This window comes from Veillonellaceae bacterium, from assembly GCA_012523975.1.
Lineage (GTDB): Bacteria > Bacillota > Negativicutes > JAAYSF01 > JAAYSF01 > JAAYSF01.
Map to the genome: position 1 here is coordinate 15,167 of JAAYSF010000055.1, position 15,292 is coordinate 30,458.

General features: G+C 44.3%; 14 protein-coding genes. 3 read left to right on the forward strand and 11 right to left on the reverse strand.

Going from position 1 to position 15,292, the window contains the following annotated elements; translation table 11 throughout:
* Positions 1 to 52 precede the first annotated feature (52 nt).
* The 8 genes from GX348_07625 to GX348_07660 all read right to left on the reverse strand — a co-directional run bounded on the left by GX348_07625 (position 53) and on the right by GX348_07660 (position 8,491).
* Positions 53 to 433 carry a RidA family protein gene (locus GX348_07625; protein ID NLP42053.1) on the reverse strand — a complete coding sequence of 127 codons (381 nt, stop codon included), beginning with the start codon at positions 431 to 433 and terminating at the stop codon, positions 53 to 55.
* 160 nt (positions 434 to 593) lie between these two features.
* Positions 594 to 1,871 (reverse strand): GHKL domain-containing protein, encoded by a 1,278-nt coding sequence (locus GX348_07630; protein ID NLP42054.1) that lies wholly within the window; start codon positions 1,869 to 1,871, stop codon positions 594 to 596.
* 3 nt (positions 1,872 to 1,874) lie between these two features.
* On the reverse strand, positions 1,875 to 2,549 hold the full coding sequence (locus GX348_07635) for a response regulator transcription factor (GenBank protein NLP42055.1): 675 nt from the start codon (positions 2,547 to 2,549) through the stop codon (positions 1,875 to 1,877).
* Between the two features lie 129 nt (positions 2,550 to 2,678).
* Positions 2,679 to 3,449 carry a DUF2680 domain-containing protein gene (locus GX348_07640; protein ID NLP42056.1) on the reverse strand — a complete coding sequence of 257 codons (771 nt, stop codon included), beginning with the start codon at positions 3,447 to 3,449 and terminating at the stop codon, positions 2,679 to 2,681.
* Between the two features lie 91 nt (positions 3,450 to 3,540).
* On the reverse strand, positions 3,541 to 5,103 hold the full coding sequence (locus GX348_07645) for a hypothetical protein (GenBank protein ID NLP42057.1): 1,563 nt from the start codon (positions 5,101 to 5,103) through the stop codon (positions 3,541 to 3,543).
* Positions 5,104 to 5,536: 433 nt separating this feature from the next.
* Positions 5,537 to 6,718 (reverse strand): aminotransferase class I/II-fold pyridoxal phosphate-dependent enzyme, encoded by a 1,182-nt coding sequence (locus GX348_07650; GenBank protein ID NLP42058.1) that lies wholly within the window; start codon positions 6,716 to 6,718, stop codon positions 5,537 to 5,539.
* Between the two features lie 179 nt (positions 6,719 to 6,897).
* A complete protein-coding gene (gene gluQ / locus GX348_07655; protein ID NLP42059.1) occupies positions 6,898 to 7,839 on the reverse strand; it encodes a tRNA glutamyl-Q(34) synthetase GluQRS in 942 nt (313 codons plus the stop codon).
* 94 nt (positions 7,840 to 7,933) lie between these two features.
* Positions 7,934 to 8,491, reverse strand: a complete 558-nt coding sequence (locus tag GX348_07660) for a 3'-5' exonuclease (GenBank protein NLP42060.1) — start codon at positions 8,489 to 8,491, stop codon at positions 7,934 to 7,936.
* 278 nt (positions 8,492 to 8,769) lie between these two features.
* Between GX348_07660 and GX348_07665 the strand changes: the two genes are divergently transcribed.
* Positions 8,770 to 9,558, forward strand: a complete 789-nt coding sequence (locus GX348_07665; protein NLP42061.1) for a serine hydrolase — start codon at positions 8,770 to 8,772, stop codon at positions 9,556 to 9,558.
* A gap of 5 nt (positions 9,559 to 9,563) precedes the next feature.
* Here the strand turns inward: GX348_07665 and GX348_07670 are convergent, their stop codons facing one another.
* The gene (locus GX348_07670; protein ID NLP42062.1) at positions 9,564 to 10,889 is read right to left on the reverse strand and encodes an HlyC/CorC family transporter; all 1,326 of its coding nucleotides are present in this window, start codon (positions 10,887 to 10,889) and stop codon (positions 9,564 to 9,566) included.
* A 260-nt stretch (positions 10,890 to 11,149) separates the two neighbouring features.
* Between GX348_07670 and GX348_07675 the strand changes: the two genes are divergently transcribed.
* The gene (locus tag GX348_07675; protein NLP42063.1) at positions 11,150 to 11,305 is read left to right on the forward strand and encodes a hypothetical protein; all 156 of its coding nucleotides are present in this window, start codon (positions 11,150 to 11,152) and stop codon (positions 11,303 to 11,305) included.
* Between the two features lie 220 nt (positions 11,306 to 11,525).
* A complete protein-coding gene (locus GX348_07680; GenBank protein NLP42064.1) occupies positions 11,526 to 12,074 on the forward strand; it encodes an NADH peroxidase in 549 nt (182 codons plus the stop codon).
* A 60-nt stretch (positions 12,075 to 12,134) separates the two neighbouring features.
* Here the strand turns inward: GX348_07680 and GX348_07685 are convergent, their stop codons facing one another.
* The gene (locus GX348_07685) at positions 12,135 to 13,430 is read right to left on the reverse strand and encodes an NCS2 family permease (GenBank protein NLP42065.1); all 1,296 of its coding nucleotides are present in this window, start codon (positions 13,428 to 13,430) and stop codon (positions 12,135 to 12,137) included.
* Between the two features lie 263 nt (positions 13,431 to 13,693).
* Positions 13,694 to 15,088, reverse strand: a complete 1,395-nt coding sequence (locus tag GX348_07690; GenBank protein NLP42066.1) for an aminotransferase class V-fold PLP-dependent enzyme — start codon at positions 15,086 to 15,088, stop codon at positions 13,694 to 13,696.
* Positions 15,089 to 15,292 lie beyond the last annotated feature (204 nt).

Below are 15,292 nucleotides of genomic sequence, written 5' to 3' on the forward strand. Positions count from 1 at the left end.
GGATTATGCTATAAATAATTTATTATATCTTGTTCTTTTTTAATCAGCAATCCTACCTTGCTGCAACAGCCTCGACTTCTATCAGCGCCCCAAAGTGGAGCGTAGTCGTAGGTACAATAGTCCGCGCCAGTTTATGACTGCCAAAAAATTCGCTATATATATTATTCACTGTCGGCCAGTATTCAATGTCTGGTATATAAACGGTAGTTTTGAGTACCTTTTCCTTTGAACTTCCAGCTTGTTCAAGGACATATTTCAAATTTTTAAGCGCCTGTCTTGTTTGTTCCTCGATACCGCCTGTCGGCAAAGTCTTACCATTTAAGTAGTCAATTGGCAATTGTCCCGAAATATAGACTGTATCACCATGGATAACGGCCGGCGAATAATGACCTTTAGAATTTAATGAATAGGGTGTATAATGAATAGGGTGTATTAATTAATTCCATACCAAGCTCCTTTAGTTAAAATTGCATTAAGCTTATTATTTCTACGAGGATAAAAATAAAACCTCTAAAGACAATAGCATATAAATAGGAAAACTCCCTTGCCGTATATTTGACAAAGGGAGTAAACTCCTGGTACGCATTACTAGTTCAACGGCCTTTTAAACCTTTCGACGGCAACAAAATGCTAAATTTGGTTCCAACACCGCGTTGGCTTTCAACTGTTATCTTGCCGCCGTGCTTCTCGACAATCCACCTGGCAATGGACAGGCCTAAGCCGGTGCCGCCCTTTTCACGAGATCGAGCTTTATCACCACGATAAAAACGGTCAAAAATCCGCGGCAAATCTTCAGCCGGTATGCCTTGCCCGGAATCCTCGACAGTAATTAAGACATTGCCGCCCTGCCTGGCCCCGGCAATCCTGATAGTACCGGGCTCTGAACTATATTTTAGGGCATTGTCAACTAGTATGACTAGCAATTGATACAATCTCTCCCGATCAGCCGCCACTTCCATCTGTTCAGCAACTTCGATCTGCATTCTATGCCCGTCTAGCTCAGCCAACGGCGTAAATTGCTGGGCAACCGTATCGAGCAGCTCATTTATGTTGACTTGACCCATCTGCAGCTCCAAGTGGTTGGTATCGGCGCGGGCTAGGGTAAGTAAATCTGAAACCAGTTTAGTCATACGTCGGACTTCTCTTATTATATTGGTAACCCTTATGCTCTCATCCTCTACAGTATGGGTCGGATGGCGCAGAATAAGTTCAGCATTGCTTTTGATTACAGCAAGCGGCGTACGCAATTCATGCGAGGCATCAGCAACAAATTCCTGTTGTTTATCCCATGAACCCTGAATAGGAACCATGGCCCGCCTAGCTAAATAATATCCGGCTAAAACAATAATCATCACACCTAATATCAATCCGGTGATTATTATTACAAGCAGATTGCGCAGCAACGCCATTTCAGAGTCAACAATGCTGACGGCGATAACCCCATTTACGGTAACTGGCCCATGCCTAGTATTCATAACATTGTCCTCATAACTGTAAGGAATGCTGACGATTCGGTAAGCATGATTATCAAACTCTACCGTTTTCTTCTCACCAATATCAATATTGGATGCCATTTTCGAAAGTTCTTCAACATCAATATCCTCACGGGAAAAGACACTTACAACCCGGCCGCTGGGTTCTCGCAGCAAAATCATAATCCGCGGGTCAAACAAGAACCGGCTTCGCCCCAACGGAGCAGGCCGTCCGTTGGCAATTTTAAAGTTACTGGCCTTAAGTCTGGCTGCCTCATCGACTTTATCAAAAAGCCGGTACGAAACGTAACCGTACAATACTGTCCCGAAAACCATAAAGATAAGCAAGAATACTATTGAGTTGATAGCCGACAAATGGCGGAGTGTTCTTTGAAACATTATTTATTTCTCCTTAAACATAAAGCCCGCGCCGCGCACCGTGCGAATAAGATTGTCACAGTTATAGGGGTGTAGCTTTTTCCGCAGATAATGAATGTATAAATCTACAACACTTATGGTAGTATCTGACTCAAAGCCCCACACTCTGTCAAAAATCTGCTCACGCGTCAAAATTTGTTCTTTATTTATAACAAGAAATTCTAATAAATCAAATTCTTTGGTTGTCAGCCCAAGCGGAAGACCTTCCACAAAACCATCCCGAAATCTACTATTTACAGTAACGCCGCCGTAGCTAAGCTCGCCTTCTTTTCCCAAGTGTGCTCTGCGTCTTAGCAAAGCCTTTATCCTTGCCAGGAGTTCAGGTATTGCAAATGGCTTGACCAAATAATCATCCGCCCCCGTTTCGAGGCCGTTTACCCGGTCACTGACACTGTCACGCGCCGTTAGGAGTAAAATGGGAACATCATTGCCTTGTTCCCTAACTTTTTTGATTATTTCTAACCCGCTTATTTCAGGCAGCATAATATCTAAAATCAGCAAATCATGAATTCCCTGCTCAGCCAAATACAAACCTACGTCACCCGCATCGGCTTCGTCGACAAGATACTTTTCTTCGTTTAGCAGCGCAACAATAGCTTCACGCAGAGCATTATCGTCTTCGACTACCAGAAGTTTCATGTGAACACCCCTCTCAACCTGGTATTTGCCTCTCCTATAGTTAACAACAACGTTATAATGAAGTCAAATGCTACTTTTAACAGTAGCCAACCTAAAACAGGCACTTGCAGTTGCAAGTACCTGTTTAGCTTAGTTAGCCCTTAGCTGTTGTTGATGTCTTGGACCATGTTTGTAGCCTAACTTCGGGCCTTTACCGTTTATCATATCCGATACACGCTGTTCCAGATTAGCCTTCATTTGGTCAGCTTTTTCAGTGCTGATCCGACCGGATTCAACACCTTTATCGATTCTTTGCGCTATACTGCTGACCATAAAGTCTTTAAGTTCCTGCTCGGAAACACCACGCTCATTGGCAATTGCCGCTAATGTTTTTCCGGCTTTCAGTTCGTTTTTCATGGTTTCAGCATCAATTTTCAGCAGCGTCAGCATTTCTTTATTAGCAAACATACCATGATGTCCTCTATGCATCGGGACTTTGCCGTTAATCATATCCGAGACCCGCTGTTCAAACATGCCTTTCATTTTATCAGCCTGTTCTGAAGTAACGCGCCCGGCTTTAACCCCTTCATCAATCCGCTTAGTGCGCTGGTTAATTATAAAGCTTTTAAGTTCCTGCTCAGATATGCCGCGCTCTTTAGCGATAGCCGCCATCGTTTTTCCGGCTTTCAACTCAGCCGTTAAAGTTACTCCGTCAATTTTGAGAAAATCCAACAGGGCTTGACGATCTGCTTTGAAGTTCTTTTTCATAGCGCCCTTATGTACAAAATTGCGGTTATCGGAAACACTTGGACGCTTGGAATCTTGCGGACTTTGTGTATTTATTGCCGCCATAACGGCTCCATTTACTGCAAAGATTGCTGCTACACTAGCTGCGATAAACCATTTTTTACTCTTAGTCATAATTTACACCCCTTATCATTTGTTATTGGGCTATGGTCTAATTATGACTTACATTTTTTAGATTATCTTTAGAAAATTCAGGATTATATTTTTATGAGGCTTGTTTTATAACCAGCACCGTCTCGTAGGTCAGACGATTATCGCCCGTGATATTTATAAGCTTTTCCGATCTGATATTGCTTACAATGATATCACGCAGCAGACGCATAGTGTTTTGCTCATTTTGGCCGTGCGAAAGCATTGTAAAGCCATCGCCGCCCGCCACAAGAAAATCATTCAGCACCACTTGATAGTATTTATCCGGCTGAATCGGCACTCCGTTTAAGGTCGTTACTGATACCAACTTGTGACCGGGCGGGTTTAAATTGTTGTAGCGAACTTTTAAGCCACTGTATTGCAGCATACCCACCGATCGATTAGCAAAGCTATACTCTAGGGCTTCGATAATTTGCCGGCCGGTTAACTTTGTTAGATAGAGCGTATTATCAAACGGCAAAGACTGATAAATTTGCCCCAATGTAATTTTACCGGCCGGAATCGGCGCCCTGATTCCGCCGCCGTTAAGAAAAGCTATATCGGCGTCTGTCTTTTCTCTCATCTTATCGGTTAACCATTGCCCAAATAAGGAAAGTTCATGGCGGTCATGCGTAAGCGCTGTATGAGTTATGCCAAGCGTTGTCTTCATTGCGTTGCCCAGCTCGGCGTTTGTTCTCACCACAATTCGGGCAAGTCCCTTATCATTAGGTTGCGTGGATTGAATATTAGTGTCACTGGTTATAATTGAGCTGATTATTTTATTCTCACTCAGCGAGTACATGAAGGTAGCCTTTGCTACCGCCCGGCCGTTGTAGTAGGCTTGCAGTACCGGTATTCCGTTAACTCGACCGACAATATTTTTATGACTGTGCCCGGTAATAATTAAGTCGACCCCGCTAATCTTATTGGCTAAGTCAGCGGCCTCACCGATTATTCTCCCTTTACTGTCAAATTCACAGCCAAGATGGGCTAAGACAATTACGATCTGTGCTCCCTCGGCTCTAAGTTTGGGAACAAGGCTGTTAACAATCGCTGCCGGTTTACTGAATTCCAGGCTATTAACTATTTGCGGATTAGATTTATAAGCTGTTTCCGGCGTTGTTAGACCAATTATGGCAACTTTTATCCCATTTCTTTTAACAATGGTATATGGCTTGACAAAGGGCAATTGTTTACCGGTTTTTTTTTCATTTATATTGGCAGCCAGGTAAGGAAAGCGTGAGCTTTTAGCTTGCTGTTCAAGCGTCGCCAGGCCCCAATCAAATTCATGATTACCGAGCGTCATACCATCAAACCCAATATTGTTCATAGCCTGTACCACCGGTTTGCCATACAGGAGATTTGACTCGGCGCTGCCCTGAAACATGTCACCGGCGCTTAGAATTATGGTTCCATTTTCATTTAACGCCTTTTCATTCTTTAAGTATTTACCTAACTTGATAATTCCAGGATTTTTGCCATCGTCCAGCAGCGCACCATGAAAATCGTTTACTGCCAGAACAGTGATTTGCGCTTGGTCATTTTTGTTGGCAGGCCCTGCAAGAACTAGCCCGGTTGTTAAAACGAGCACTACCAGCAGACTTACTATACCCCTAATGGCCAATAAAGCCCTCCTCATTAGCAACCCTCCTACAGATACAATTGGCTCAAGTATTCACCACAAGCCGGCAAAATCCCTTGAGCCAATCTTCCCTAAATCATATTTTACTGTCTCATTGTAAGACGCGCCAACAGTATCCTTAGGCTGTTCAAAAATGAACAGCGCCCTCATTATATTAGTTTCCACCCTTCGATATATAAAGACTTCACCCAGAAAATTGTCCGCAGGTTTATCGTTAAATCATTGGTAGCATAAAAATCAAGCGGCAGATAGAGGTTTATCCCATCAATCTCGTGTAGTTTATAGTCTTCAAGATTGCGCGGTACGCCCAGTCGAACCGACGGGCCTAGGTTAATGCGCCCTCAGCACATGCTAGCTCGACCGGCTTCAAACAGGTGGACTGCCCCGCCTTGCAGCAATATGTATTCACGAGCCTGCTCACTAAATGCTATCATTTAGTCCCCCCGCCATTTCCCAGCCACGCTTTGATGCGCGCCACAGCCTCGGCAATCCTTGCTTCCGGCTGCACAAGCGCTATCCGAACATAGCCTTCACCGCAATCTCCAAAAGCTACGCCAGGAATTACCGCAACACCGGTATTGTTTAATAAATCGACGGTAAAATCAAAGGAGGACTGATTTGTCGGCACTTTAGCCCATATATACATCGAGGCTATTGGCTTATCGACTTTCCAGCCGGCGTCATTAAGACCTTCCACCATAATATCGCGGCGGCGCTGATAGGCTGCAACGGTATTGTTGACGCAGTCCTGCGGACCGGTCAGAGCGGCAACTGCCGCTTGTTGGATTGGAGCAAATACGCCATAATCAAAATTGGATTTCAAACGGCTTAAAATACTGATTACTTCGGCGTTACCAACAACATACCCAACGCGGCAGCCGCACATGTTGTAAGTTTTCGATAAGGAATTAAACTCAACACCGACCTCTTTTGCACCCGGGATACTTAAAAAGCTGGCCTGCCGATAACCGTCAAACACCAACTCGCTATAAGCGAAATCATGGCAGACAATAAAGTCATACTTGCGAGCCAAATCGACTACCTTAGCGAAAAATTCCGGGGTTGCCGTAGCTGCCAAGGGATTATTAGGATAGTTTAGAATCATTAATTTAGCGCGTTTAAGAATACTCTCATCAATAGCATTCAAATCAGGGAGATAATTATTCTCCGGTGTAAGCTTCATTCGATACAGATTAGCGCCTGCAACAAGCGGTCCGGCACTATATATCGGGTAACCGGGATCAGGAATCAGCACATAATCACCGGGATTTACCAGACATAGCGCGATATGAGCCAGCCCCTCCTGCGAACCAACGAGGGAATGAACTTCACTATTTGCGTCCAGTTCTACCCCAAACTTTGTTTCATACCAGTCCGCAATGGCCGCTAACAGTTCAGGGCGGCCTTTGGTCAGCGTATAGCCGTAGCTATTGAGACCCTCGGCACCTTTTTGCAAGGCATCAATGATATGTCGGGCCGGCGCTAAATCAGGACTGCCTATCGACAACTGAATGACATCTTTTCCTGAGTCTATTGCCTTTTTCTGCAAATCTGCGATTTGTGAAAAAATGGCTGATGTCAGCCCATGCATACGTTCTGCTTGACGAACCATAAACAAATCTCCCCTTTGTCGAATTCCAATATTTACCTATGTTCAATTTCTACATTTCTTCAAGTAACTCCTGCATTTTGCGTAACACGTACAATTACTCTACAGTAAATTCAACGCTGAAATCAATTCCGTCAGCAATCATCTATATAGCCAGTAACTTTGTCAAAAAAATTCCTGCATTACTCTGCTAGGAAACAATTATTCTCGACAATTATAGGCGTTATTGGCAGTTTTTCAAGTGCAAATATATTGATTAAATCTGCTGCGGCAACCGGGCAGCGTCGATCAATAAGCCCGGCTTTCCAGGCCAGAAGGCCGGTGATATCCTCCGCCTTCACGCCATTTCGCCTAAGCGCTGCAAGCGATAAATCACGCTGCCGTTTCGATAGGCGGTGTCCGTCTTGACCGCATAGCAGCGGCACATGCGCAAAAGTTGGCGGTGTGAGACCAAGTAACCGATAAAGCAAGAGCTGCCGCGGCGTCGAATCAAGCAGGTCAGCACCTCGCACAACATTATTAATGTTCATTAGCCCATCATCGACTACAACTGCTAGCTGATAGGCATGGACTCCGTCTGACCGTCTGACAACAAAATCGCCGACCGCCCGGCTTACCTCCTGAGCATAATGCCCGTATATCAGGTCCTCATAATGAATTGTTCCCTCAGGAACTGCCAAGCGCAAAGCCGGCCGCCGGTCAGCCGGAGCATCAGTCCGATTTCGACAGGTACCGGCATAGCGATAAATATTATCACCGATATGAGGCGCAGATGCCGCGAGCTCAGCCCTAGTACAGTAGCACGGATAGACAAGCCTTTCTGCAGCCAGACGTTCGAGCGCTGCTTGGTACAAGTCCCGCCGTCTATCCTGACAATAAGGTGTATACGCTCCACCGACATCAGGGCCCTCGTCCCAGTCAAGCCCCAGCCACCTCATATCAGCCATTAGGCCCGTTATATATTCAGGCCGAGACCTGTCTGGATCAAGATCTTCGATCCTAAGCACCATAGTACCTCCGTTCGACCGCACGTAAAGCCAAGCCAACAGGGCTGTCCAGGCGTTGCCCAGGTGCATTTCTCCGGTAGGACTTGGTGCAAATCGCCCGCGAACTTTCTTAGTCACTTGATCCCTCCTAGATTAAAACCGACCTGCAGGCTGCGTCTGCTTATAACAAGAACCATCATCTGATTGTTCAACTATTTTCTATTTAAGCCGTTTAAGCCGTAAAGCTTTTTAGGGTCAACCCTGTTTGATTCAGCAGGCTCAGAAAACTTTCGGCTTTAACTGATTCTCCGGCTAGCATGGCTACTTTGGCGCATATATACGCATCGTCAAGTGCGTGATGATGCCGGAAAGATAATTTGAATCGTTCGGCTAAGGCCGATAATTTATAACTTGTTTCGCCCGGCCAGACTTTTCTGGCAAGGCTGACTGTACATGCATGCTTGAAGTTGGGACGCGGCAACTCATATTCCATCACCAAGCTCCGTAAAACACTGATATCAAAAGTAGCATTATGGGCGACGATAATTTTTCCTTCTAAAAGCGGTCTAAGTTCCTCCCACAGTTCGGCAAAAGTCGGCTTGTCGGCAACATCTTGGACGCTGATGCCGTGAATTCTGGTATTCCAGTAATCAAACTTCAGTACAGGCGGCCGAATTAAATGATAGGCGGTATCAACAACCGCACCGTCTTCCACAGTTACTACAGCCATACTGCAAGCGCTTGACCGATAACGGTTAGCTGTTTCAAAATCAATTGCTACAAAATTCATAAGTCCTCATCTCTATTACAGCATATTATTAATAACATTGTTAATATTCGATGTCGCCACTTGGAATCCTGTGTAATTTCAGCCCCCAATATTAAACTAGCAGCGATCAATACCTCTGGATATGACGCTGCCATTAATTGCCCATTTCTGCCTGTCAAAATAATTGTCCCGTTATTCGGTCAAAATAGTCCTAACAACTTTAACTAAAGCGAGGGATATACTTGACCAGACACCTGCTATTTTTGCTGCTTGCCATCTTTATATTTACCGGCTGTAATATGACGCCGCAAAAGAAATATACTCCCGAGCCGGCACCGCCGCAAAACACTGAAGCGGCGCCGACCCAGCCCGCAGATGATACAGCCCGGATGACAAATAAAATTAGCACCGCAATCGACCGCTTTGACGGTAAAGCCGGCATTTATGCCGAAAACCTCGACACCGGAAAATCCATTAGGATAAATGCTGATACCGTTTTCCCTACCGCTTCTACTCACAAGTTAGTTGTGGCCTTAGCTGTTTATAAATATCTTTACCCCGAAGCCTCAGCGACCAAGAAAAAACAATATGACCAGCATATCAAAGACATGATGGTCATAAGCGATAACCCGGCATTTTATGCATTGTTGGATGAAATAGAAGCCAAAAAACCAGCAGCCTTGACACAAGTACTCAACGATCTGCAGTTAAAACAAACCCGGATCCATAGTCGCGAGGCGTTTTCCCGATACGGCTATCATAGTGTAACGACCCCCTATGAAATGAGTGTTGTTTTTAAAGCCATCTATAACGAAAACTACCTTGGCAAAGAGCTGTCGGTAATTTTAAAAGAAGAGCTGGCTCATACAATCTGGCGCGACGAAATTCCCCGTTTCATGCAAAAAAGCAAGGTTATGAACAAAACCGGCCAACTCCCGGGAATGATGTGCGATGTCGGCATTGTTGACGATGGCAAAAATCGTATTCTCATTAGTATTTATACAACCTCGAAAAATACCGAGAAGTATGCCAGCAACTTTATTGCTAATCTGTCAGCCACGGCCTATAACGCTCTGCGTACAAAGTGAGATAATTAATCTATTTCAATAATTGTCGGCTCTTCGGCTAATTTCCTGATTAGTACTCGATTAACCCGGCGATTGTCGACTTCTTCAATAATAAATTCATGTCCTTCATGGACTATTTTCTGATTAACTTGGGGCGGCATCTCAATGCGGGAGTAAATCCACCCCCCCATCGTATCGAAGGTTTCAGAATCTAGTTTGAGCCCTAGTGCATTATTAACCTCCTCAATTAGCAACTTTCCGTCGACTGAATGCTCATCCGGCCCCCTGTTCTCAATCAGGGGGCGTTCTTCATCAAACTCATCCTGTATTTCGCCGACGATTTCTTCAAGAATATCTTCAACAGTCACCAACCCTGCTGTGCCGCCAAACTCGTCAACCACGATAGCCAATTGAGCACGATCCTTTTGGAGCAGCTTGAGCAAATCACTGATAGCCATTGATTCAGGTACAGCGACAACACTGCGCACCAGATCACGAATATTTGGATGCTGTCCGCGGGCGGCGGCGCTTAATAAATCCTTAATATGAATAAAGCCAATTATATTGTCCTTATCTTCGTTACACAACGGATACCTTGTCAATTCTTCGGTCAGCGCAATCTCCAAGTTTTCTTCAAAAGAATTTTGCACATATAAACAAACCATATCAGTCCTAGGAATCATAACTTCCCGGGCGTGACGTTCAGCAAAGTTGAAAATGTTATCTACGAAAGTCAATTCAGTTTGGTCAATATACCCCTGCTTATGGCTTTCCTCCATGAGTATGCGGATTTCTTCTTCGGTGTGAGCCGCCTGATGCTCGCCGACGACTTCGACGCCAAATACCCCTAGCAGTTTATTGGATATTGCATTTAATACCCAGATAAACGGATACATTAGCTTATAAAAACCTATGAGAGGCATAGCTGTCCATAGCGTTACGCCTTCCGATTTTTGAATTGCCAATGATTTCGGCGCCAGTTCGCCAATAATTATGTGAAGGGCTGTTATGATTGAAAAAGCTATTGCAAATGAAATGGTATGAATAACATCGCTTGGCAGACCTAGCGACGTTAATGCCGGTTCAATCATAGCGCCGACAGCCGGCTCACCGACCCAACCTAATCCCAATGAAGCCAGCGTTATCCCTAGCTGACATGCCGATAAATATGAATCCAAGTGATCGGTAATATTCTTGGCATATTTAGCTCGCGCATTGCCTTCCATAATTAAGGTATCTAACCGTGTACTTCTAACCTTAACCATAGCAAACTCAGCGGCTACAAAAAAACCATTTAGGGCCACTAGAAAAAAAACCAGAACTATATTAAATACTATTGCTGCTAACTCCACTATGTCCTGTTACTCTGGCGAGAAACAGGCCCACCTCCTTTAGTAATTAGCTCATGTTAACATTATGAACAGTTAACTGATAAATTAAACTGCTTGTAAGATGTCAGGCACGTTTAATTTTGTATACCTGAATTCAAGTATGCTGTATATTATTATCAGAATATTAAGAAAGTATTTACAACCCCCTTGAAAGTATGTTATGATTTGAACAAGGAAGCAAGTGAATAAAATAACAAATATAATCATAGGGAGGTATTAGTATGGCTCAAAATATTGTCAATGTGAAAAAATACACTTGTGATAATTGCCATTACTTTTTCTACCTAGACGACACAGACGACTTGACGCTTTGCCCTTATTGCGCCTGCGAAATTGCCCCTTTCGAAATTAGAAACATTGCCTTTGCAGCCGGGTAATATTATGCAACTTAATAAAATAAAATGAGCTGAACAACAACGTTCAGCTCATTTTATTCTTCTCCATAACCCTCTTGGGCTTAAAGCTATATTTTTGTGCTTGAAGATTTTAACTCTTTTAGAAAAGATTAATTATCCTCTATTGACAAATTCTTATAACATGATATTATAATGTTGTAAACACTATTAATTAATAATAATTATTAGGGGGAGATACATAATGAAAAAATTCGTTTGTACAATCTGTGGTTATACTCATGAGGGAGACGCCGCTCCGCTGGCCTGTCCGCAATGTAAAGCGCCCGGTTCCAAATTCAAAGAGCACACTGAAGGCGCTATGAATTGGGCCGACGAACACAGAGTAGGCGTAGCTGCTGATGTTGATAAAGAAATCGTTGAAGGTCTCAAAATGAATTACCTCGGCGAATGTACCGAAGTTGGCATGTACCTGGCTATGAGCCGTCAAGCTGACCGCGAAGGTTTCCCGGAAGTTGCCGAAGCTTACAAGCGTATTGCTTGGGAAGAAGCTGAGCATGCGGCTAAATTTGCTGAGCTGCTGGGCGAAGTGGTAACTCCTTCTACCAAGAAAAACCTTGAGCTTAGAGTTCAAGCTGAATACGGCGCATGTGAAGGTAAACTTGATCTTGCTAAGAAAGCTAAATTACTTAATCTTGACGCTGTTCATGATACCGTCCATGAGATGTGTAAAGATGAAGCCCGCCATGGCGCCGCTTTCAAAGGTCTGCTCGACAGATACTTCGGCAAGTAATAGTAAAGGACGCAAGGGATTGGTTATTAACCGCCCTTGCGTCCTTGTCTTTTTCTACTGCTAACCTACATATACAATTTGAATCAGGAACAAGACCATAAATAGATACAAGATGGGGTGAACAGCTTTGGCCTTACCCCGCACGATTTTAAGGAGTGGATAAACGATAAAGCCGATGCCAATACCGGTGGCGATACTATAAGTAAGCGGCATAGAGATTACCACCAGGAAAGCCGGGAAGGCTTCTTCAAGGTCTTGCCAGTCAATATCCCTTAGACCGGCCATCATGAAAAAGCCGACTATAATCAACGCCGGAGCCGTTACCGCCGGAACTGTCGAAAGCATCTTTGCTACCGGCGAAAAGAACATTGTGATACCGATCAGGACAGCAACCGCTATAGCTGTAATGCCGGTACGTCCGCCCGAGGCTACGCCTGAGCTTGATTCTATGTAGGCTGTCGTCGGGCTTGTACCCAACAGCGAACCGACAACGGTGCCGGTAGCGTCAGCCATAAAGGCCCCCTGCGCCCGCTGAAGCTTGCCATCTTTCATCAAGCCAGCCTGTTCGGCAATCCCCAGTAAAGTGCCGGTTGTATCAAATAAGGTTATTAACAAAAATGTGAAGAAGACTGACCATAGGCCCTGCTGCCAAACACCGGCAATATTTAACTGCAATGCGGTTGTCGCAAGGCCGCCCGGCATTATCAGCCACTGGTCCGGTAGAACAAGTAAACCCTTATAATAAGCAAACAGTGAGGTTGTCGCCATACCGACAACCAGTGCCGCCTTAACACGATAAGCCATTAGCACTAACGATATTATCAGACCGATCACTGTGAGAAAGGCCATTGGTTCGGTCAGTTTTCCCAGTGTCACCAGTGTCGCCGGCGAAGCTACAACAATTTTAGCATTTTGCAGGCCGATGAACGAAACAAACAAACCAATGCCGGCTGTAATAGCATGTTTTAGACTTTCAGGAATAGCGTCAAGTAATATTGATCGAAACCGGGTAAGTGAGATCAGCATAAAAACGATACCGGCTAAAAAAACAGCTCCCAGCGCCACCTGCCACTCATAGCCCGATCCTTTAACTACGCTATAGGCAAAGTACGCATTAAGTCCAAGACCAGGCCCAATTACAATAGGATAATTAGCAAAAATCGCCATGATTAAGGTACCAATAATACAGGCTAGGCAGGTACCTAAGAATACTCCATTAAAATCCATTCCGGTAGTGCTTAGAACGGTTGGGATAACTACCACGGTATAAGCCATTGTCAAAAAGGTAGTCACACCTGCTAAAAACTCATTGCTAACGCTTGTCCCCCGTTCTCGCAGCTTGAAAAAACTATCCATTACAACACCTCTATTGATTAAATGGTTTAGCGCGATAGCCGATATTATACCATAGGTTAGCAATCAAGTATACATAATCCAATTTTCGAATAATGAAACATCTTAGCGCTTGCGGACAAATTTATTTGTAAAGTTCCCAAAAGCCACTTGATTAAACTGGCAGCTAAATGACATAGCCCTAAAAGCGCGCAAAAAGCCCAAGGAAACAGTTAATGTTCCCTTAGGTTTCTTTGCGTCACAGATGGTCTCGACCTCGATATGGCCTAAGGTAGTCTGCGCCGCGAAGCCGCTAGCCATTCTTGGTATAACGAATTTTCCTTGCCTTGTCGGTTTCGACTGTACTTTTGTTTATAATAATTTTTATTGCGGGCAATATCATTTAATAAGGCTATCAAAACATCGATTTCATGGTAATTGTTATATATACCCAGGCTAATTCTGACAAGCCCCGGAAATCTGGCATTCGGATTATTATAGTAGTAATTAATATCATCATCACTTAACTTTAATAACTTCACAACATAAGGGTGAGCACAGAAAAGCCCGTTGCGGACTGATATCGCGGCCTCAGCTGAAAGTATGTCGGCCAGTTGCTTGTGGTGCATACCATGCATAACAAACGAAATCAGACTTACACGATTCTCATTCTGCTCGCAGCAGCTGTACAGCTCAATACCTGGTATCGAGCGCAAACGATCGATAGCATAGTTTATTAAGTTCTGTTCATAACAATGAATCAAATCAAGGCCAATTTCGTCCAGTGTCTTAATAGCGGCCACCATAGCTGCGGCTGCCATGGCGTTAGGCGTGCCGGCCTCTTCTTTAAAGGGCGGACTATCCCAGTCAATGAAATTGCGGGTCACCAACTTAGCAATTCCCCCGCCTTTATAGACCGGCTCACAATCCACAAATGCCGCCTTTGGTCCAATTAGTACTCCCCCACCAAACGGCGCGTACATTTTATGGCCCGAAAAGGCTAAATAATCGATATGCTCGGCGGAACCATGATTCTTCATATCAAAGGAGCAATGCGGTATCAATTGGGCGCCGTCAACAAATATCTTAGCACCTTGTTCATGAGCCATTCGGGCAATAGTATGCACAGGATTGATATACCCTGTAACATTAGATGCACCTGAGACAGCAACCAGCTTTACCCGCCCCCGGTATTTAGTCAGCTTTTCCTGCAGACTGGCCAGCGACAACCGGCCGTACTGATCGATAGCCACATAGTCGACTTTGAACTTCCCCTGCCATGGCAAATCGTTGGCCAGATGCTCCATATCTGTCGAAATAACAACATCGTCGGCTCCCGGTTTAGCCAGACTATAGGCCAACAGGTTAACTGCTTCTGTAGTGTTTTTGGTATGAATAACAATATCCTTATCACGATCGGCCTTAACAAATTTTTTTATAATTTCACGGCTCTTGTCAAACATATCCGAGGATAATATCGACTTATACCCGGCACCACGATGAATAGAGGCATACCAAGGCGCAAAATCCATAATCTCTTTCATTACAGGCTTAAGCGGCGGCGTAGTGGCTGCATTATCAAAATTGATAGCCGTACGGCACCCGCCGCCAGCCAGCGGAACCGGCGTTTCAGCTCCAACTATCAAACTGCGCAGATAGGATGACAATCTATCTTCTCTCATAAGCTCACCCTTATAATTTAAGTGTTAGTATATTATATAGCCGGGATAAGCTAATCGTTAAAGGTTAGTATTATTAAAATAAGGATGGCTATTGCTTTTAGCGGAAAGATGCATAATAATTATGGTAAAAATTGTTGGGTGTGTTCTGACTTTATAACTGCCAAACAGGCTGGAGAGATAAATCGTGAAAAATGAATTAAAAAC